This window comes from Sphingopyxis sp. C-1 (assembly GCF_001047015.1).
GTDB lineage: Bacteria > Pseudomonadota > Alphaproteobacteria > Sphingomonadales > Sphingomonadaceae > Sphingopyxis.
Genome location: NZ_BBRO01000001.1, coordinates 949,793 through 968,084 on the forward strand (window position 1 = coordinate 949,793; position 18,292 = coordinate 968,084).

The 18,292-nt window shown below is 63.0% G+C and carries 14 protein-coding genes; 5 read left to right on the forward strand and 9 right to left on the reverse strand.

Annotation, left to right across the window (positions count from 1 at the left end):
• Positions 1–32 precede the first annotated feature (32 nt).
• Both SC1_RS04380 and SC1_RS04385 read left to right on the forward strand, forming a co-directional pair.
• Complete coding sequence (locus SC1_RS04380; protein WP_062178088.1) at positions 33–2,480, forward strand: fimbrial biogenesis outer membrane usher protein; 2,448 nt, start codon at positions 33–35, stop codon at positions 2,478–2,480.
• Between the two features lie 209 nt (positions 2,481–2,689).
• Positions 2,690–5,020: an EAL domain-containing protein gene (locus tag SC1_RS04385; RefSeq protein ID WP_062178091.1), complete on the forward strand. Its 2,331-nt coding sequence runs from the start codon at positions 2,690–2,692 to the stop codon at positions 5,018–5,020.
• Between the two features lie 173 nt (positions 5,021–5,193).
• On the opposite strand, the gene SC1_RS04390 is transcribed toward SC1_RS04385, so the two are convergent.
• From SC1_RS04390 to SC1_RS04430, 9 genes are all read right to left on the reverse strand, one after another.
• Positions 5,194–5,556 carry a winged helix DNA-binding protein gene (locus tag SC1_RS04390; protein WP_062178094.1) on the reverse strand — a complete coding sequence of 121 codons (363 nt, stop codon included), beginning with the start codon at positions 5,554–5,556 and terminating at the stop codon, positions 5,194–5,196.
• A gap of 149 nt (positions 5,557–5,705) precedes the next feature.
• On the reverse strand, positions 5,706–6,293 hold the full coding sequence (locus SC1_RS22080; RefSeq protein WP_062178098.1) for a JAB domain-containing protein: 588 nt from the start codon (positions 6,291–6,293) through the stop codon (positions 5,706–5,708).
• A complete protein-coding gene (locus SC1_RS22085; protein WP_062178102.1) occupies positions 6,233–6,730 on the reverse strand; it encodes a hypothetical protein in 498 nt (165 codons plus the stop codon). The genes SC1_RS22080 and SC1_RS22085 overlap by 61 nt, the downstream gene beginning before the upstream one ends.
• 38 nt (positions 6,731–6,768) lie before the next feature.
• Positions 6,769–7,116, reverse strand: coding sequence for a hypothetical protein (locus tag SC1_RS04405; RefSeq protein ID WP_062178104.1), 348 nt, complete (start codon positions 7,114–7,116; stop codon positions 6,769–6,771).
• Between the two features lie 64 nt (positions 7,117–7,180).
• Positions 7,181–7,762 carry a LuxR C-terminal-related transcriptional regulator gene (locus SC1_RS04410; protein WP_062178107.1) on the reverse strand — a complete coding sequence of 194 codons (582 nt, stop codon included), beginning with the start codon at positions 7,760–7,762 and terminating at the stop codon, positions 7,181–7,183.
• 545 nt (positions 7,763–8,307) lie between these two features.
• Complete coding sequence (rpoD, locus tag SC1_RS04415; protein WP_062178109.1) at positions 8,308–10,323, reverse strand: RNA polymerase sigma factor RpoD; 2,016 nt, start codon at positions 10,321–10,323, stop codon at positions 8,308–8,310.
• A gap of 36 nt (positions 10,324–10,359) precedes the next feature.
• A complete protein-coding gene (dnaG, locus tag SC1_RS04420) occupies positions 10,360–12,255 on the reverse strand; it encodes a DNA primase (protein WP_062178112.1) in 1,896 nt (631 codons plus the stop codon).
• 256 nt (positions 12,256–12,511) lie between these two features.
• The gene (locus SC1_RS22610) at positions 12,512–12,652 is read right to left on the reverse strand and encodes a GIY-YIG nuclease family protein (protein WP_368389946.1); all 141 of its coding nucleotides are present in this window, start codon (positions 12,650–12,652) and stop codon (positions 12,512–12,514) included.
• Positions 12,653–12,768: 116 nt separating this feature from the next.
• Positions 12,769–13,221 (reverse strand): GatB/YqeY domain-containing protein, encoded by a 453-nt coding sequence (locus SC1_RS04430; RefSeq protein ID WP_062183557.1) that lies wholly within the window; start codon positions 13,219–13,221, stop codon positions 12,769–12,771.
• Between the two features lie 131 nt (positions 13,222–13,352).
• Between SC1_RS04430 and carA the strand changes: the two genes are divergently transcribed.
• Genes carA through carB form a run of 3 tightly spaced genes read left to right on the forward strand, consistent with a single transcriptional unit; the run spans position 13,353 to position 18,285 of the window.
• A complete protein-coding gene (gene carA, locus SC1_RS04435; protein WP_062178115.1) occupies positions 13,353–14,525 on the forward strand; it encodes a glutamine-hydrolyzing carbamoyl-phosphate synthase small subunit in 1,173 nt (390 codons plus the stop codon).
• Positions 14,522–14,965, forward strand: coding sequence for a hypothetical protein (locus SC1_RS21785; RefSeq protein ID WP_152682297.1), 444 nt, complete (start codon positions 14,522–14,524; stop codon positions 14,963–14,965). The genes carA and SC1_RS21785 overlap by 4 nt, the downstream gene beginning before the upstream one ends.
• Positions 14,965–18,285, forward strand: a complete 3,321-nt coding sequence (carB, locus tag SC1_RS04445; protein ID WP_062178121.1) for a carbamoyl-phosphate synthase large subunit — start codon at positions 14,965–14,967, stop codon at positions 18,283–18,285. The genes SC1_RS21785 and carB overlap by 1 nt, the downstream gene beginning before the upstream one ends.
• Positions 18,286–18,292: the final 7 nt, after the last annotated feature.

Genomic DNA, 18,292 nt, shown 5'->3' on the forward strand with positions numbered 1-18,292 from the left:
GCATGAACCCTCTTTTCGTTGCAGGATTCTTATTGGCTGCCTCGGCGATTCCAGTCGCCAGCCAGGCGCAGGGCACGCCCGACGCCGGCTCCCGCGTGGTCATCGACCCGGGCGCCGACGGCGCGGCTATCAACGCGACCGGCCGTGCCGTCGTGCTGACCGCGCCGCTGCTCGACGGACAGGCCTATCTTGGCGACACGACGCTGACGCTCGAACCCGGCGGGCAGGCGAGCTTTTCGGCCGAACGGCTGTTCGCGCTGCTGGCGCCGCGGCTCGCGCCCGTGCTCGTCGATCGGTTGCGTGCGCGTCTTGCCGAACGGGGTACGATCACGCGGACCGACCTCCAGGGCGTCGGCGTTGGAATTCGTTACGACCCCCAAACGCTGCAATTGGTGATGGAGATCGCGCCCGCCAGCCGCGCGAGCCGGTCGGTCACGCTTGGCGACGACGCGGCGCGGGGCACCGTCAACTATATCGCGCCCGCCGATTTCAGCGCCTATCTCAATATCCGCGGGTCGATGGACTGGGTGCAGCAGGGCAGCGACGAGGGACTGGCCGCGCCGATCACCTTCCTCGACGGCGCCGCGCGTCTCGGCGGAGTCGTGCTCGAAAGCGAAGCGAATTGGCAGGCCGGCGCGCGCGGCGCAGATTTCCAGCGCCGCGGCACGCGCCTTGTCTATGACGACCGCAACAATCTTGTGCGTTGGACGGGCGGTGATTTGCAGACGCTCGCGCGTGGCTTTCAGGCGGCGCCGGAAATCAGCGGCCTGTCGGTGTCGCGCTTCTATTCGCTGCTCGACCCGCAGCGGATCATCCGTCCGCGTGGCAACCGCAGCTTTCGTATCGAGCGGCGCTCGGTCGTCGAAGTGCGCGTCAACGGCCAGCTTGTCCGGCGCCTCGAACTCGACCCGGGAACGTTCGACCTTAAGGACTTTCCCTTTACCCAAGGCTCGAACGACGTTCGCCTCACGATCACGGACGATGCCGGGCGTACCGAATCCTTCAATTTCGACATCTTTCTTGATCAGGCGCAGCTTGCCGAAGGGCTCAGCGAGTTCGGCCTTTATGCCGGGGTGCTTGCGCCGCTCGGCCGGCGTGGCCCGGTCTATAGCGACGATATGGCGTTCAGCGGCTTCTATCGGCGCGGGGTCAGCGACCAGTTGACCCTCGGCGTCAATGCGCAGGCGGATCGCGGCGGCTGGATGGGGGGTGCGGAGGCGGTGATCGCGACCCCGATCGGTTCGTTCGGCGGCTTTGCCTCGGCCTCGCACGTCAGGGATATCGGGTCGGGCTGGGCGTCGATCCTGACCTTTCAGCGCACGATTGCGCGGCGCAGCGGCGGCGCTGACGCTCTGTCGCTGTCGTTCGAGGCGCGCAGCCGCAACTTCGCGCCGATCGGCGTCGGTCTACCGTCGAATCCGTACCGCTATGTCGCGGGCGCGAGTTATAATGGCGCGATCAATGACGCGCTCTATGCGGGGCTCGATGCACGCTATTCGCGCGGGCGTGCTGACGAGCCCAATGTCGCGAGCCTGCGCGCGACGGGCGGCTGGCGCATTTCGCCGCGTTTTAACCTGACCGGCGACGTCAGCTACGAGCGTGCCGGCCGGCAGGATCGTGTCGGCGTCTTTCTGTCGCTTGTCTTCCGCCTCGATCGCGCGTCCAGCGTGCGCGCGGACTATGACAGCCGCAACGACCGCAAGCGCATGACGTACCAGACCTATCATGGCTCGGGCACGGGTGCGTATAATTTCAGTGCCGATGTCGAGCATAGCGACCTTGGCGTCGCGACCACGGCGAACGGCATCTATTACAGCAACCGCGCCGAACTCGGCTTCAGCCATTTCGGGACGTTCGAGCGCGATCTGGGTGGATCGACCAGCCAGCGCACCTCGCTACGCTTCGGCACCTCGCTCGCGGTCGCCGACGGCGCCTTCTCGATCGGGCGCCCGATCCAGGACAGTTTCGCCATCGTAAGTGCACACCCTTCGCTTCAAGGCACCAACATCTTCATCGACGCCAACGGCCGCTTTTCGACCGCGAACAGCGGCGCACTTGGCACCGCGCTGCAACCGAGCCTCAGCAGCTACAGCGAGCGCAATCTGCTCGTGACCGCACCCGACGCGCCGATCGGCACCGACCTGGGCGAGGGATCGTTCCGGCTGCTGCCCGGCTATCGCAGCGGATACCGGCTGACGGTGGGATCGGATTATATGATCAGCGCCGTCGGGCGCCTGCTTGGCGCCAATGGCGAACCGATCGCGCTGGTCGCCGGCAGCGCGGTGGAGGAGGCGCATCCCGAGCGCGAGCCCGTCCCGCTGTTCACCAACGGCGCTGGCCGGTTCGGTGCGACCGGTCTCGCGCCCGGGCGCTGGCGGATCACCCTGACCGACCCGGACCGGACGCAATTCATCCTGACGATCCCCGATGGCGCCGATCGCACTATAGCAGCGGGAGACCTCATTCCGAACAGGCCGTGATCGCTTTATGATGGACCGTGAAGGCAGGATTCTTTCGGTCAGGCCCGAATGCTCGTCGAGTTTGCCTGATCTCCATCGCGAGTCCGTCGATGCCGTCGATGCTTTCTTCCTTGGGGCCCAATTGATCCGATCCGGATAAGTCTCTTCGTCCGACCATAACGGCGAATTTAGCCCCTCCGGATGATCTTTGCCGAAACGGGGGGTGATTCATGTTCAGGGTTTTCGAATGTATTGTCGGGCAGCATGATCTGCGGTTCGTCCTTCTGGCAGCGATGGTCTGGATACTTGGCAGCGCCGCGCTGTTCCTGTTGCTCGCGCGTTCGATCGACTGCGTGGAGACGCGCCGCCGACAATGGGTCGCGGTTGCTGCGGTCGCGGCGGGCGTCGGAGTCTGGGCAACCCATTTCATCGCGATGCTCGCCTATGACGGATCGATGCCGTTGAGCTTCGATCCCGGCCTGACGATGCTCTCCGTGGCGATCGCGATCTTCGCCTTCTGGTTGAGCTTTCTCGTCGCAGGCCGCAATTTCGAACCGCCGGCTTCTATGGTGGCCGGCCTCATCGCCGCCATCGGTGTTGCCGCGATGCACTTCATCGGCATGGCCGCGATCATTGCGCCCGCGGTCGTCCGATATGATTTTGGCGCGATCGCGGTCGCTTTCCTGATTCTCGCCTCCTGCTTCGGTCTCGCGCTGTTCGCTTTCGGTCGGATGGCCGGGCAATGGCGGATCATCCTGCCCGCACTGCTTTCGGTCGCCGGCGTTGTTGCGCTTCATTTCACAGCGATGTCGGCAACTGTTCTCGCACCCGATCCCGCCAGATTCGATCCTGCGGCCGTCGCTGGGCATGAATGGTTGATCGTTGCGATCGTCGCGGCGACGCTCGGCCTGATTGCTGTGGTTCTGGGAGGCGCTTTCCTTGATCGTATGCTTACCGATTTGCGGGGCCTTACCGAGGCGACGCTCGAAGGGCTGGCTATTCTGAGCCGAGGCCGGATCGTCGAGGCGAATGGCCAGCTTGCCGCGCTTCTTGGCGTATCGCCGGTTGAACTGATTGGGAGCGACCCCGGTCGCTGGCTGGCACCTGTCGACGGTCAGGACCTCTCAGCCCCGCGGACGGGAGCAGCCGAGGCGGTCATCACTCGCGGTGAGGGCGACGATCTGATCGTCGAGGTCGCAACGCATGCCGTCGAATATCGTGGACGTCGCTGCGAAGTGCTCGCGGTGCGCGATCTCACGGCGCGGAAGCGCGCTGAACTTCAGGTCGAACATCTCGCCGCCCATGACGTATTGACCGGGCTCCCCAATCGCGCGCGGTTGACTGCGGTACTGGATGGCTTGGTCCGAAGCGGAGAGAGTTTTGCGCTCTTCGCGCTCGATCTCGATCGTTTCAAGGCGGTCAACGACATCTTCGGTCATGCGGCCGGGGACGCGATCCTTTGTCGGGTCGCCGCGCTGCTCCGCGATGTGACCAGCGAGGCGGATCTTGTCGCGCGCATCGGTGGCGACGAATTTCTGATTATCCAACGCGGCATCGACGATCTGCCTGATGCGCGGCGGCTCGCGCGCGACATTCTTGATGCCTTTGCCGCGAAGATGGACATCACACGCGACCCGATGGCGGTGGGCGTGAGCATCGGGGTCGCACTCTTCCCTGGCGATGCGGCCGGTGCTGAGGCCATTCGTCACCATGCTGATGTTGCGCTTTATCGGGCGAAGGAGCGCGGCCGCGGGATGGCCTGCTTCTTCGATCTTGAAATGGATCAACTCGTCCGCGAACGTCGCGAACTCGAACATGATCTCCGCCACGCCATTACGCGCGCCCAGCTCAGTCTCATGTACCAACCGCTCGTTGCGACATCGGGCGGGCGCATCGTCGGCTATGAGGCGCTGCTTCGCTGGGCGCACCCGACGCGTGGGCCGATCCCTCCCGAAATCTTCGTGCCGATCGCCGAAGATGTCGGCGCGATCATCCCAATAGGTGAGTGGGTGCTGCGCGAGGCATGTGCCGCTGCCATGCAATGGCCGGAGCATGTCAACATCGCGGTCAATGTGTCGGCGGTGCAGTTTCAGCTGCCCAATCTGGCTGCAATTGTGGAGGATGCCCTTACTCAGGCCGGGCTTGCCGCCGATCGGCTCGAACTCGAGGTAACCGAAAGCGTCATGCTGCGGGATCGGGAGAGCGCGCTCGCGACGCTTCACCGGTTAAAGGCCCTCGGTGTGCGGATCGTGATGGACGATTTCGGTACGGGTTATTCGTCACTGTCGAACCTTCAGGCCTTTCCGTTCGACAAGATCAAGATCGATCGGAGTTTCGTCAGCCATGTGACCGACGATGAATCGGCGCGCTCGATCATCCGTGCGATCGTCGGGCTCGGCCGCAGCCTTGATCTCCCAGTGGTAGCGGAAGGGGTGGAAACCGAGGAGCAGCGTCGCATGGTTCTCGAGGAAGGTTGTCCGCAGGCGCAAGGGTTTCTGTTTGGCGGGCCGGCAGAGGCGGTTGTGGGCATCCCAGGTTTCCTGCGCGTCGTCGGACAATAGGGGGTGCAGTTTGCCGTCGGACGTCCGGCAACGGCCACGGCATCGCGGATCAGATCGACCGCCATATCGATCTGTCGGCCGGCCCCTTTCGATCCTCACCGTACCGATTTTGCGTTCCGCCTTCTGATCACCGCGCAAACGACTGCGGTGCTGCGGTCTCCTATGGCTTTCACTCAACTGAGCGTTGGTCGTGGACCGGCGGCGGTACCGCTTTCGCCCAGTTGGCCGACAAGATAGCGCTCCATCACGTTCAGGCCTTCGTCGCTCAGCGACACATGGATGACGCGATTGTCATAGGGACAGCGGCGGCGGACGATTAGTCCGGAGCGATCTAGCTTCCCGATCCAGCGCAGAGCAGTTGTCTGAGGCACCGCGGCGGCGATGCAGAGGCTGTGAATGCTCACCGGTCGCGACAGATGCCGTTGGACATAAAGATCGAGCAGCATGTCCCACGCCGGATCGGCGAACAGGTCCGTGGCGAATATCCTGTCGCGGCGACGACGCGCAGCATATTCGGCCTTGGCGACTGCGGCCATTTGGGCCCGATGCTCGGGAGCCGCTCCAGCGTCAACTGCCTCCTCGGCGCGCGGGGCGTGTGCACGGCCGCCGTAGACACCTGTTTCGACAGTCGCGTGAGAAGGGTGGCCGAAACCGGCCGCGAGCGATATTTTTCTCGAACGGCCGGTCATGCGAGGTGCCCCCGATCTTTCATGCTGACGATTGCGTCGGCCCCGATGATCAGATGATCGAGCAACTCGATCTCGACCATGCGCATGACCCGCGCGATGACGCGCGTCTGGCTAATGTCACGGGCGCTTGGCTCGGCGGAACCTGATGGATGGTTATGCGCCAAGAGGACACCGTGCGCGCCGACGTCAAAGGCTCGGCTGAGGAGGAAGCGCAGATTTATGGCGACTTGAGATGTCGTCCCAAGAGCGATCTGGTCGTCGGCAAGATAGCACCAGTCGGCCGTGACAAAGGTCGCGTGCAGCCGTTCGACCGTCCCCTTGCCGATGGTAAAGCGCAGATAGCGCCGGTAATCGGGGTCGTCGGCCGATATACGCGTGCGGCTGACCTGTTCGTGGAGCGCCGCACCGAACAGATTGCGCGCGGCCAATATCGAACTGACAACATCGGGGTCTTCACTAAGGGCTGCACCGAGCTGCTCGTGCGAGGCTGCAAGGGCACGGCCAAGTCCGCCGAAATGTCCGATCAGCCGTTCGGCTGCTGCGCCAGCTCGCTTGCCCGCGAATGGTTCGAGGAGCGTCGCCACGACCGGTATGGCCCCAGGTGTCGGCTCCGCCGCGCATGCGCCGCTATGCCCAGAGCCAGGATCAGCAGGGTCGTGTAATAGGGTCCATAGCTCATCAGCCCGTAGGCGAGCTTGGGAAAGAAGTCGGTCACCTCGCGCGCGAAGTGCGAGAGGAGCGAGACCAGTTGAAAGGCCGCGAGCCATATCGGGTAAACCCTGTTCGCCCGAAGCGCGACGCCCGTGAAGACGGCGGCAACGGCAACGTCCATTATGAAATGCCCGACGTCGACCGTCCCGTATCTGGGGCCGTGTGCCACCAAAAGATGGTACACGGGGTCGCCGAAGGTCATCGCGAAGATCGCCGCCGCACATATCTTTTCCGGACCGGCTCCCCAGCGCAGCGCAGCCGCACTGAGAAAGCCAACCGAGACAAGATTGATGATCAGAAAAGGGTCCACCGGATGGTGGTGAGCCTCCTGCCGGGCGGCGTCAAGGATCAGGCGGCTGCCTGACGCTTCCCGTCTTCATCGACAAAGGCAAGCGTGTCGCCATGGCCCGGCGGGCATCCGGTGATCTGCGTCTGCGCATCGACAAGCGCATTGTGCGAACGGAAAATATCGTTCGCCGAGCTGATGTCCGAGGCGACTGCGCGGCCGATGCGGATGATCGCGTCCTGGCCGACGTGCGGTGCGGGCATATCCTCGACCTGTCGTGCCCGAAGAATCGAGCTCATCAGTTCAAGCTTGGCGATCAGGCTCTCGTCGGCCTTGGCTTCGGCATCGCGGATCTGCTTACGAATCCGTGCCATATAGGCCGGAGCAGGCTTGGCGGCTTCGATGGTCATAATATTCCCCTTGGCGGCGGCGCTCGTCCCCACCCCCCAATTCTGTCCAGTCCTTCAGGGTCGGCTAGCGCACTGCATCCGCGAGCGACTGTGCCACCGTGATCGCGAGGATCAGGCTGGCGAGAATCAGGGTCAGCAAGATCCCGATCGCGGCGCCGCGGGTGAAAGTGGCATTATCGCCGTCGAGCACCCTCGGGACAATGCGGGGCTCCTTCCACTCCTTCCAAGGCGCGTCGATCGACATTGTGACCGGGTCCTCGAAGGTCGCGGCGGAAGCCTCGCCGTCCTGAGGCGTTTCTGTGTCGATTGTCGGGTCGCCGGCCAGTTGTAGAATCCGGGTTTCAGAATCTACACATGTGGTATCCTTGTCTTTCAATGACTTGTCACGGCTCGTCGGTGCGGCGGTGCTGCTTTTGGTCGCCTTCCATTCACGGTAACGCCGGGCCACTTCCTGGCGCGTGACGCCGCCAAGGCGCGATCGGATCACCTCGACCCGGCGGTTGACGGCGGTTTCGGACACGCCGAGCGTCCAGGCAATTTCCTTGCTGGTTCGATTGTTCGCCAGCAGGTCGAGCACAGCGACCTGCTTCTCTGTCAGGAAATCAAAGTCTCCGGGTGATGGGCTATGCGAGGCCACGACTTTCATTCCGCTCGGTTAGTCATTTCTCGTGCTGTCAGGAACATGCTTGGCGCAATGTTTCCTTAACAAGGGATAACATATTCCATGCGCCTTGCCCAAATTCGGCCATTTCCGATGTTAACCTAAAACCGTTCAATGAGCGGTCCAGCAGACATTCTGGTATCATTTCAGGGCGCTATTCCGTCGGCGATGCGCAGGCTAGCCATGATATCCGTCTCCATTCCGTTCGATTTCTGCCATCGAAACGGCTTCCACCAATCGCTGCCAGGATGCGGCCAGTCTGGTAACGATTGTTGCGCCAACAGATCGCTGGGCCGTCGAGTCCCTGGACTGCTCCCGTCGTCGTCGGAATATCTGGCGCAACCCGCGGCGTAGATTAGCGGAGTGCCGGGCTCGTCTGGAGGCGATGTCCGGCGCCTCGCCGCTTTCCGCGATGGCGAACGAAGAGGCGAGGGCCGCTACCAAACCCAAAGCCGACATCGCGGCGATAGGCCCACAGACATATAGCTGCCGTCCAAAAAAAAAGGCCCCGCCGAGGCGGGGCCATTCGTTTACTGGTCGAGGAAGCTGCGCATCTTGCGGCTGCGCGACGGATGCTTCAGCTTGCGGAGCGCCTTGGCCTCGATCTGGCGGATGCGTTCGCGCGTCACGCTGAACTGCTGGCCCACTTCTTCGAGCGTGTGATCGGTGTTCATCCCGATGCCGAAGCGCATGCGGAGAACACGTTCCTCACGCGGAGTCAGCGACGCCAGGACTCGCGTAACGGTTTCCTTAAGGTTCGACTGCACCGCGGCGTCGACCGGGATCACCGCATTCTTGTCCTCGATGAAATCGCCCAGGTGGCTGTCTTCCTCGTCGCCGATCGGCGTTTCGAGCGAAATCGGCTCCTTGGCGATCTTCATCACCTTGCGGACCTTTTCGAGCGGCATCGACAGACGCTCGGCCATTTCCTCCGGCGTCGGCTCGCGGCCGCTTTCGTGGAGGAACTGGCGGCTGCAGCGCACCAGCTTGTTGATCGTCTCGATCATATGGACCGGGATGCGGATCGTGCGCGCCTGGTCGGCGATCGAGCGAGTGATCGCCTGTCGGATCCACCAGGTCGCATAGGTGCTGAACTTGTAGCCGCGACGATATTCGAACTTGTCCACCGCCTTCATCAGGCCGATATTGCCTTCCTGGATGAGGTCGAGGAACTGCAGGCCGCGGTTCGTATATTTCTTGGCGATCGAGATCACGAGACGCAGGTTCGCCTCGACCATTTCCTTCTTGGCGATGCGCGCTTCGCGCTCGCCCTTTTGGACCATGTTCACGACGCGGCGGAATTCGACGAGGCTCATGCCCGCCGCCTGCGCGATTTCCGAAATCTCGATGCGAATACGGTCGACTGCGCCGGCTTCATTCTCGGCGAAGGCGGCCCATTTCTTGTCGAGACCCGAAACTTCGTCGAGCCAGTTCTCTTCCAGCTCGCGCCCGACATAATTGTCGAGGAACGACTTGCGCGGCACCTTGTGGCGCTCGGCCAGGCGCAGCATCTGGCCGCCGAGTGCGGTCAGGCGGCGGTTGTAGCTGTAGAGCTGGTCGACAAGATATTCGATCTTGGTGCCGTGGAACTGCACGCTTTCGACCTGCGCGGTGAGTTCCTCGCGCAGCTTGTGGTACTTCTTTTCCGACGCCGCAGGGAATTCCTCGCCGCCCGAGAGCGATTCGAGGCGCGCTTCCTGCAGCTTCTGGAAAGCCTTGAAGCTCTTGGTGATGTTCGCGAATTTTTCGAGCGCATCGGGCTTCAGCAACTCTTCCATCGCGGCGAGGCTGAGCGTGTTGTCTTCCTCATCCTCCTCGAAGCTTTCGCGCTTGCCCGACGAGCCTTCGCCGTCTTCGTCGTCACCGTCGGCCGACGGTTCTTCCTCGACTTCGTCCTCGTCCTTGAACGAGACGCCGGCGGTCTTTTCGCTGATCTCGCCGTCGTCCTCGGCGCCTTCCTCGTCCATATTCTCGGGCGCGGGGTCCTTCGACAGCATCGCTTCCAGGTCGACGATTTCACGCAGCTGCATGTCGCCGTTGTTGAGCGCGGTCGACCAGTCGATAATCGCGTTGAACGTCAGGGGGCTTTCGCACAGGCCAAGGATCATCGTGTCGCGGCCCGCCTCGATGCGCTTCGCGATAGCGATTTCGCCTTCGCGGCTGAGCAGTTCGACCGCCCCCATCTCGCGCAGGTACATGCGAACGGGATCGTCGGTGCGATCGACCGTTTCCTTCTTCTTTTCGATCGCGGGGTTCGAAACCGATCCGGTGCCGGCCGAAACATCGACTTCGTCGTCGGTTTCCTGCTCGGCTTCTTCCTGAACATCCTCGTCGCTCTCGACGATGTTGATGCCCATGTCGGAGATCGCCGACATGATATCCTCGATCTGCTCCGACGACATCTCGTCCTGCGGCAGCGCCTCGTTCAGTTCGTCATAGGTCAGGTAACCGCGCTTCTTGCCGCGCGCGATCAGCTTTTTGACGTCGGCCTCGTTGAGGTCGATCAGCGGGGCGTCGGTATCGGCTTCGGTGTTCTTGGTGGCCATCTATATCTTCCTGCCTGAAGGGGCATTTACTGGTCGTTACTGGCTGCTGCTCTCGGACAGCGCGGCCAGGCGGCGGGTCAGGTCTTCGTCCATGGCGCGCAGTTTCTGCTGACGCGCCAGGCCTTCGTCATCCATCGTGCGCTGAAAATCCGCCGTGGCCTGTGCCAGCCGCTCGCGGATTTCGGGCTGGGTGACCAGCACGCCGATATATTCGTCGAGGTCGCGAAGCGCCGTTTCCCGCGCCGCTGCGGCCTCGTCATTGCTTTCCAGCCTGCGATTGAACGAGAAGTGCATTCCGTCGGCTCTGAGCAATGTCGTCGCCCTATTATACACTTTCATTGGCTCCAATATGGCAAGCAACCCCTCGCAATCAAGCCCTTCCTGGCACATTGCGCTGTCAAGCATTATGCCGAGCAATTCGGCGTCGCCGGAATCGCTCACTGGCAGGCGCGTCAGCGCCTCCTCGTTGCGCCGAAGCGCTTCGGGATAGCGCAGCAATCCGCCGATCAATGCCGCGACATAAGGGGCTGAAATCCCGGCTTGTCCGATGGAACGCGTCTCGTCGGCCGGAGGTTGCAGCCGCGGGTCTGGCGCGAAGCGGCGACCCCCTCCACCGAACCCGTCGCGCGGCGCGTTGGGCGTCCATGGCTGGCGCTGCGGCCGTTCCGGCATTTTTCGAGCAAACAGCGCGTCGAGCCGTTCGCGGAACGCTTCGCGATAATGGTGGCGGACGTCGGCATCCTGAATAGCATCCGCGTGCGTGAGCAGGCGGGTTTTCAGCGCCGCGCGCTCTTCGGGCGTGGCAAGGGGCCCCGCCGCGACTTCGTGCGCCCACAGCCGCTCGACGAGCGGCTGTGCCTCTTCGAGGATTTCTGTGAAACCTGCCGCGCCGCGCGCGCGGACGATATCGTCGGGATCCTGCCCGGTGGGAAGCGTCGCGAAGGACAGGCTGAAGCCGGGGCGGAGCAGGGGGAGGGCGCGCATCGCGGCGCGCATCGCCGCCTTTTGGCCGGCGCTGTCGCCGTCGAAGCAGAGGACGGGCACGGGCACCATCCGCCAGATCATCCCGAGTTGATTCTCGGTGAGCGCGGTGCCCAGCGGCGCGACGGCATCGGCAATCCCCGCCTCGGCGAGTGCGATGACGTCCATATAGCCCTCGACGACGATGATCCGGTTCGTCTGCCGCGACGCCGGGCTCGCCTTGTCCAGATTGTAGAGCGTCCGCCCCTTGTCGAAGAGCGGCGTGTCGGGCGAGTTCAGATATTTGGGCTCGCCGTCGCCCAAAATGCGCCCGCCGAACGCGATCACGCGCCCGCGCGCATCGCGGATCGGGATCATCAGCCGGCCGCGGAACCGGTCATAGGGTTCCTTGTCGTCGACGGCGATCAGCATTCCCGATTCGACGAGCATCGCGGTCGGGAATTTCTTGAGCGCTTCTTTCAGCGCGCTGCGGCTGTCGGGCGCGAGGCCGAAGCCGAAGGCTTTGCGCGTCGCGTCCGAAATGCCGCGCTTCGCCAGATATTCGCGCGCCGGAGCGCCGTTGCTGCTGTCGAGTTGCTGGGTGAACCAGTCGGCGGCGCCTTGGGTGACGTCGCGCAGGCTCGCCTGCTCCTCGGCCTTTTTCGCGGCGCGCGGGTCGGCGGCAGGGACGTCCATGCCCGCCTCGGCGGCCAGCTCCTTGACCGCGTCCATGAACGACAGCCCGCGCTGATCGGTCATCCAGCGGATCGCATCGCCATGCGCCGAGCAGCCGAAGCAGTGGTAGAAGCCCTTCTCGTCATTGATCGTGAAGCTGGGCGTCTTTTCGTTATGGAAGGGGCAGCAGGCCTTATATTCGCGGCCGGCGCGGGTGACTTTCACGGTGCGGCCGATGAGGGTCGACAGGGTGATGCGGGCGCGCAGTTCGTCGAGCCATTGGGGGGTGAGGCTCACGAGGAAAGGCCCTCAGTCCCAAATCCGTTCGTGTCGAGCGAAGTCGAGACACCCATCGTCGGCGCATGGCCTCCCGGCATCTCGACTTCGCTCGATGCGAACGGAGAGGGATGGCGTTCCTGAGGGGGCTTGGCGAAATGGCTCACAGTTTCCCAATCGCCACGGATCAAGGCTTCCTTTTTCGCTCGCGACCATTTCTTGATCCGGCGTTCTGCATCCAATGCTTCGAAGCGCGTCGAAAAGTCTTGCGACCACATCAGACGAACGGGCCTGGAGAGGACGTGAAACCTTCGATCGCGCCACTTTGATGCTGACCGATGCGGCGTTCAAGATCATCCGTATGACCGGTGTAGCAAAGCCCGTCGGCACAAAGCAGGATGTAGGTCCAAAACGCCATCCATCCTCCTTACCCATTCGCACCGAGCGAAGTCGAGATGCCCGTCGCGTTTTGGCTAATGCGATGGGTGTCTCGACTTCGCTCGACACGAACGGAAAGCGAGGTTCGCCGACGCGTTAGCTCAACGCCGCCTTAACCCACCCGCTCGCCTTGCTCATGTCCAACTGGCTGCCCAGCCGGTCTTTCACGGCGGCCATGACCTTGCCCATGTCCTTGAGGCTGTCGGCGCCCAGTTCGACCACGATCGCCTTGATCGCCGCGGTCGCTTCGTCGTCGCTAAGCTGCGCGGGCAGGAAATCCTCGATCACGACGACTTCCGCCGCCTCGATGTCGGCGAGTTCCTGGCGGCCGCCCTGTTCGTACATGGTGATCGATTCGCGGCGCTGCTTCACCATTTTCTGAAGCACGTCGGTGACGAGCACATCGTCGTCGGCCGGCGCGGTGCCGGTGCGAAGCTCGATGTCCTTGTCCTTGATCTTGGCCAGCATCAGCCGGATGGTGCCGAGCCGCGCCTTGTCGCCGGCTTTCATCGCGGCGACCTGCGCAGCCTTGATGTCGTCACGAATCATGCGTGTCCCCATGCGCTGCAAATTTCGGAAAGGCCCTCTCTAGCGAGAAGTTTCCTAATCCGATAGCTTGTGAATCACTTTTTTGCCTCCTACTTGGTCGGCCGTTTAGCCCCCCGTCCGGAGCATGTTGAATGGCACCTGCCAACCCCTCTGCCGCGCCCAAAAACCAGCCTTCCGGGGCGACTGGCGTCCTTGTCCTTGCCGATGGCACGATCCTGTGGGGCGTCGGCTATGGCGCTGCGGGCGCCGCTGTGGGCGAGATTTGTTTCAATACGTCGATGACGGGCTATCAGGAAATCCTGACCGACCCCAGCTATGCGGGGCAGATCGTCACCTTCACCTTCCCGCACATCGGCAATGTCGGCGCGAACCCCGAGGATATGGAACGCGGCGTACACGGCGCGCTCGGTGCCATCACGCGCGAGCTGCCGACGCAGCCCAGCAACTTCCGCAGCGTCCAGACGCTCCCCGAATGGATGGTGGAGCAGGGCGTGATCGGCCTCGCCGGCATAGACACGCGAGCACTGACGCGCCGCATCCGCGACGCGGGGGCGCCGAACGGCGTGATCGCGCACAGCCCCGACGGCAAGTTCGATATCGACGAACTGCTTGGACAAGCGCGCGGCTGGGCGGGACTCGAGGGTATGGACCTTGCGAAGGGTGTCAGCCGCACCGACACCGGCGACTGGACCGGCGGCGCGTGGACGCTGGGGCATGGCTATGCGAGCGAAGAGGGCGGCGAGCGCCCGCATGTCGTCGCGATCGACTATGGCGCGAAGGACAATATCTTCCGCAATCTCGTGAAAGCCGGCGCGCGCGTCACAGTGGTGCCCGCAACCGCGACCCTCGACGAGGTGCTCAGCCACCAGCCCGCGGGCGTGTTCCTCTCGAACGGTCCCGGCGATCCCGCGGCTACGGGCGATTATGCGGTGCCGGTGATCCAGGGTCTGCTCGAACGCGACGTGCCGATCTTCGGCATCTGCCTCGGCCACCAGATGCTCGGCATCGCGGCGGGCGCGAAAACGGTAAAGATGCATCAAGGCCATCGCGGCGCAAACCACCCGGTACAGCGCGCCGAAGATGGCGTGGTCGAGATCACCAGCATGAACCATGGCTTCGCAGTCGACGCCGCGACGCTGCCCGCCGGTGTGGTCGAAACGCACAAGAGCCTGTTCGACGGATCGAACTGCGGCATCGCGATCACGGGCAAGCGGGCGTTCAGCGTGCAATATCACCCCGAGGCGAGCCCGGGCCCGCAGGACAGTTTCTATCTGTTTGAGAAGTTTGTGGGTGGGCTGAAGTGATCGTCTCGGCAATCATGTCGCTACTCGCCGCGAATGCGCAGGTGATGTCTATTCCGGTAGAGTTTCCGGAATGGGTGATCGAGTGCCCCGCAGGTAAGCAGGGTCGCGACGGTGAGCCGCTATGCAATGCTTTGGCTTCCAGCCAACCTCCTCCAATTCTTGTCGAACGGGTCGACCAAGGTATGGAGATCAAACAGATCGGTCTTTGCACACCGAAACAGGATCGAACAAAGATTATCGAAAATCCGTCGATCGTTGTGCCGCTGAAGCGAGGGGTGTCCGGCGCGGACATCCAAAAGGCTTTCAACGAAAACCTGCTGGTTTTGCTGAACGCCACGAACGAGATCTGTGGCTATTCCAGCAAGCTCATATTCGATCAAAAACAAGTAGCTGAGATGGTCGAAGCCGTCTTTGTGGCGAAGAACGAGACGAAAAAATAATGCCCAAAAGAACCGACATCCAATCCATCCTCGTCATCGGCGCCGGCCCGATCGTTATCGGTCAGGCGTGCGAGTTCGACTATTCGGGAACGCAGGCGATCAAGGCGTTGAAGGAGGAGGGCTATCGCATCGTCCTCGTCAACTCCAACCCCGCGACGATCATGACCGATCCCGATCTGGCGGACGCCACATATGTGGAGCCGATCACGCCCGAGATCGTCGCGAAGATCATCGCGAAGGAGCGCCCCGATGCGGTGCTGCCGACGATGGGCGGGCAGACCGCGCTCAACACCGCGCTGGCGCTGTTCAACGACGGAACGCTGGAGAAATATGGCGTCGAGATGATCGGCGCCGATGCCGAGGCGATCGACAAGGCCGAGGACCGGATCAAGTTCCGCGACGCGATGGACAAGATCGGGCTGGAAAGCGCGCGCTCGGGCATTGCGCACACGCTTGAAGAGGCGTTCGCCGTACTCGAACGCACCGGCCTGCCGTCGATCATCCGTCCCAGTTTCACCATGGGCGGCACCGGCGGCGGCATCGCGTATAACCGTGAGGAATTCGAGCATATCGTCCGCGGCGGCCTGATCGCGTCGCCGACGACCGAGGTCCTGATCGAGGAATCGCTCCTCGGCTGGAAAGAATATGAGATGGAGGTTGTCCGGGACCGCAAGGACAATTGCATCATCATCTGCTCGATCGAAAATGTCGATCCGATGGGCGTGCATACCGGCGACAGCATCACCGTCGCGCCGGCGCTGACGCTGACCGACAAGGAATATCAGATCATGCGCAACGCGAGCATCGCGGTGCTGCGTGAAATCGGCGTCGAAACAGGCGGTTCGAACGTGCAGTTCGCGGTCAATCCCAAGGACGGCCGCCTGATCGTGATCGAGATGAATCCGCGCGTGTCGCGTTCGTCGGCACTCGCGTCGAAGGCGACGGGCTTCCCGATCGCCAAGGTCGCGGCGAAGCTCGCGGTCGGCTACACGCTCGACGAGATCATGAACGACATCACGGGCGTCACCCCGGCGTCGTTCGAACCGACCATCGACTATGTCGTAACCAAAATCCCGCGCTTCGCCTTTGAAAAGTTCAAGGGCGCCGAGGCGACGCTGTCGACCGCGATGAAGTCGGTTGGCGAAGTGATGGCGATCGGCCGAACGATCCACGAGAGCTTGCAAAAGGCGCTGCGCGGGTTGGAGACGGGCCTGAGCGGCTTCAACTTCGTCGATCGCCTCAAGGGCGCGAGCCACGACCAGCTTCGCAGCGAACTCGCGAAGCGCACCCCCGACCGGCTGCTCAATACCGCGCAGGCGATCCGCGAGGGATTGCCGCTCACCGAGATCAACCGCGTCGCGGGTTACGACATGTGGTTCCTCGAACGCATCGCCGAGATTGTTGCGGCCGAACAGGATGTTTGCGAAAACGGCCTGCCGCGCGACGCCGAGGGGCTTCGCAAGCTGAAAGCCATGGGCTTCTCGGACAAGCGTCTCGCCTATCTTGCGCTTCAGTCGGCGAATCTGCGCCCCGGATCGAAGCGCGCGACCGCGCGGGGTTCGGGCCTGATCCACGAAGCGGTAAAGGCGATGACCGGCGGCGTGACCGAGGCCGAAGTGCGCGCGCTGCGCCACAAGCTGGGCGTCCGCCCGGTGTTCAAGACGATCGACACCTGTGCCGCCGAATTTCAGGCACAGACGCCCTATCTCTATTCTACCTACGAAGCGCCGACCTTTGGCGAGCCCGAGAATGAGGCGAACCCGAGCGATCGGAAGAAGGTCGTTATCCTCGGCGGCGGCCCGAACCGGATCGGGCAGGGAATCGAGTTCGATTATTGCTGCTGCCACGCCTGCTTCGCGCTTGAGGAAGCGGGTTATGAAACAATCATGATCAACTGCAACCCGGAGACGGTGTCGACCGACTATGACACGTCGGACCGCCTCTATTTCGAGCCGCTGACCGCCGAAGATGTGCTCGAAATCCTGCACGTCGAAATGTCGAAGGGCGAGCTCGTCGGGGTGATCGTGCAGTTCGGCGGGCAGACCCCACTGAAGCTTGCGCAGGCGCTCGCCGAAGCGGGTATCCCGATCCTCGGTACCTCGCCCGATGCGATCGACCTAGCCGAAGACCGCGAGCGCTTTGCGGCACTCGTCAACAAGCTTGGCCTGAAACAGCCCGAGAATGGCATCGCGCGCAGCCGCGAGGAAGCCGTCGCGGTTGCGGCGCGCATCGGTTACCCGGTGCTCACGCGTCCCTCCTATGTGCTCGGCGGCCGCGCGATGGAGATCGTCGACGATCAGGCGCAGCTCGAAAATTATATCGAGACCGCGGTACAGGTGTCGGGCGACTCGCCGGTGCTGATCGACCGCTATCTGCGCGACGCGATCGAGGTCGATGTCGATGCCTTGTGCGACGGGACCGACGTCGTCGTTGCGGGCGTGCTCCAGCATATCGAGGAAGCCGGGGTCCATTCGGGCGACAGCGCCTGCTCGATCCCGCCGTACAGCCTGTCGGCCGAAATCATCGCCGAAATCGAACGACAGACCGAAGCGCTCGCGCGCGCGCTCGAGGTCCGCGGCCTCATGAACATCCAGTTCGCGGTGAAGGATGACGAGGTCTATCTGATCGAGGTCAATCCGCGCGCCAGCCGTACCGTGCCCTTCGTCGCAAAGGCCGTCGGTTCGCCGATCGCCAAGATCGCGGCGCGTGTGATGGCGGGCGAGAAGCTTGCCTACCTTCCCAAGATCAACCGCGACATCGCGCATGTCGCGGTGAAGGAAGCGGTGTTCCCCTTCGCGCGCTTCCCGGGCACCGATCCGGTGCTGTCGCCCGAAATGAAGTCCACCGGCGAAGTCATGGGAATCGACCGCAATTTCAACCTCGCCTTTGCCAAGGCGCAGCTCGGCGCGGGCGACCGCCTGCCGACGACGGGCCGTGTCTTCGTGTCGGTCAAGGACAGCGACAAGCCGCGCATTCTCGGCGCGGTGAAGCAACTGACCGACTGGGGCTGGAAGGTCGTCGCGACCGGCGGCACCGCCGATTATCTGGCGGGGCAGGGCATCGAGGTCGAGCGCGTCAACAAGGTTGCCGAAGGTCGTCCGCATATCGTCGACAGGATCAAGGACGGCGACGTCCAACTGATCTTCAACACGACCGAGGGTTGGCAATCGTTGCAGGATTCGCAGTCGATCCGCGCGTCGGCGCTCGCGGCGGACATCGCCTATTACACGACGGCTGCGGCAAGTGACGCGTCGACGCAGGCGATCGGGGCGCTTCGCGCGCACTCTCTTGAAGTGAAGCCGCTTCAGGACTATTATTGAAGGCACC

Bases quoted from the DNA above. Each gene is read 5' to 3' on its own strand.
- SC1_RS04385 (WP_062178091.1), top strand. From the start codon at position 2,690: ATGTTCAGGGTTTTCGAATGTATTGTCGGGCAGCATGATCTGCGGTTC.
- SC1_RS22610 (WP_368389946.1), bottom strand. From the start codon at position 12,652: ATGGCGTTTTGGACCTACATCCTGCTTTGTGCCGACGGGCTTTGCTAC.
- SC1_RS04430 (WP_062183557.1), bottom strand. From the start codon at position 13,221: ATGATTCGTGACGACATCAAGGCTGCGCAGGTCGCCGCGATGAAAGCC.
- SC1_RS04405 (WP_062178104.1), bottom strand. From the start codon at position 7,116: ATGACCATCGAAGCCGCCAAGCCTGCTCCGGCCTATATGGCACGGATT.
- SC1_RS04410 (WP_062178107.1), bottom strand. From the start codon at position 7,762: ATGAAAGTCGTGGCCTCGCATAGCCCATCACCCGGAGACTTTGATTTC.
- carB (WP_062178121.1), top strand. From the start codon at position 14,965: ATGCCCAAAAGAACCGACATCCAATCCATCCTCGTCATCGGCGCCGGC.
- SC1_RS04390 (WP_062178094.1), bottom strand. From the start codon at position 5,556: ATGGCCGCAGTCGCCAAGGCCGAATATGCTGCGCGTCGTCGCCGCGAC.
- carA (WP_062178115.1), top strand. From the start codon at position 13,353: ATGGCACCTGCCAACCCCTCTGCCGCGCCCAAAAACCAGCCTTCCGGG.
- rpoD (WP_062178109.1), bottom strand. From the start codon at position 10,323: ATGGCCACCAAGAACACCGAAGCCGATACCGACGCCCCGCTGATCGAC.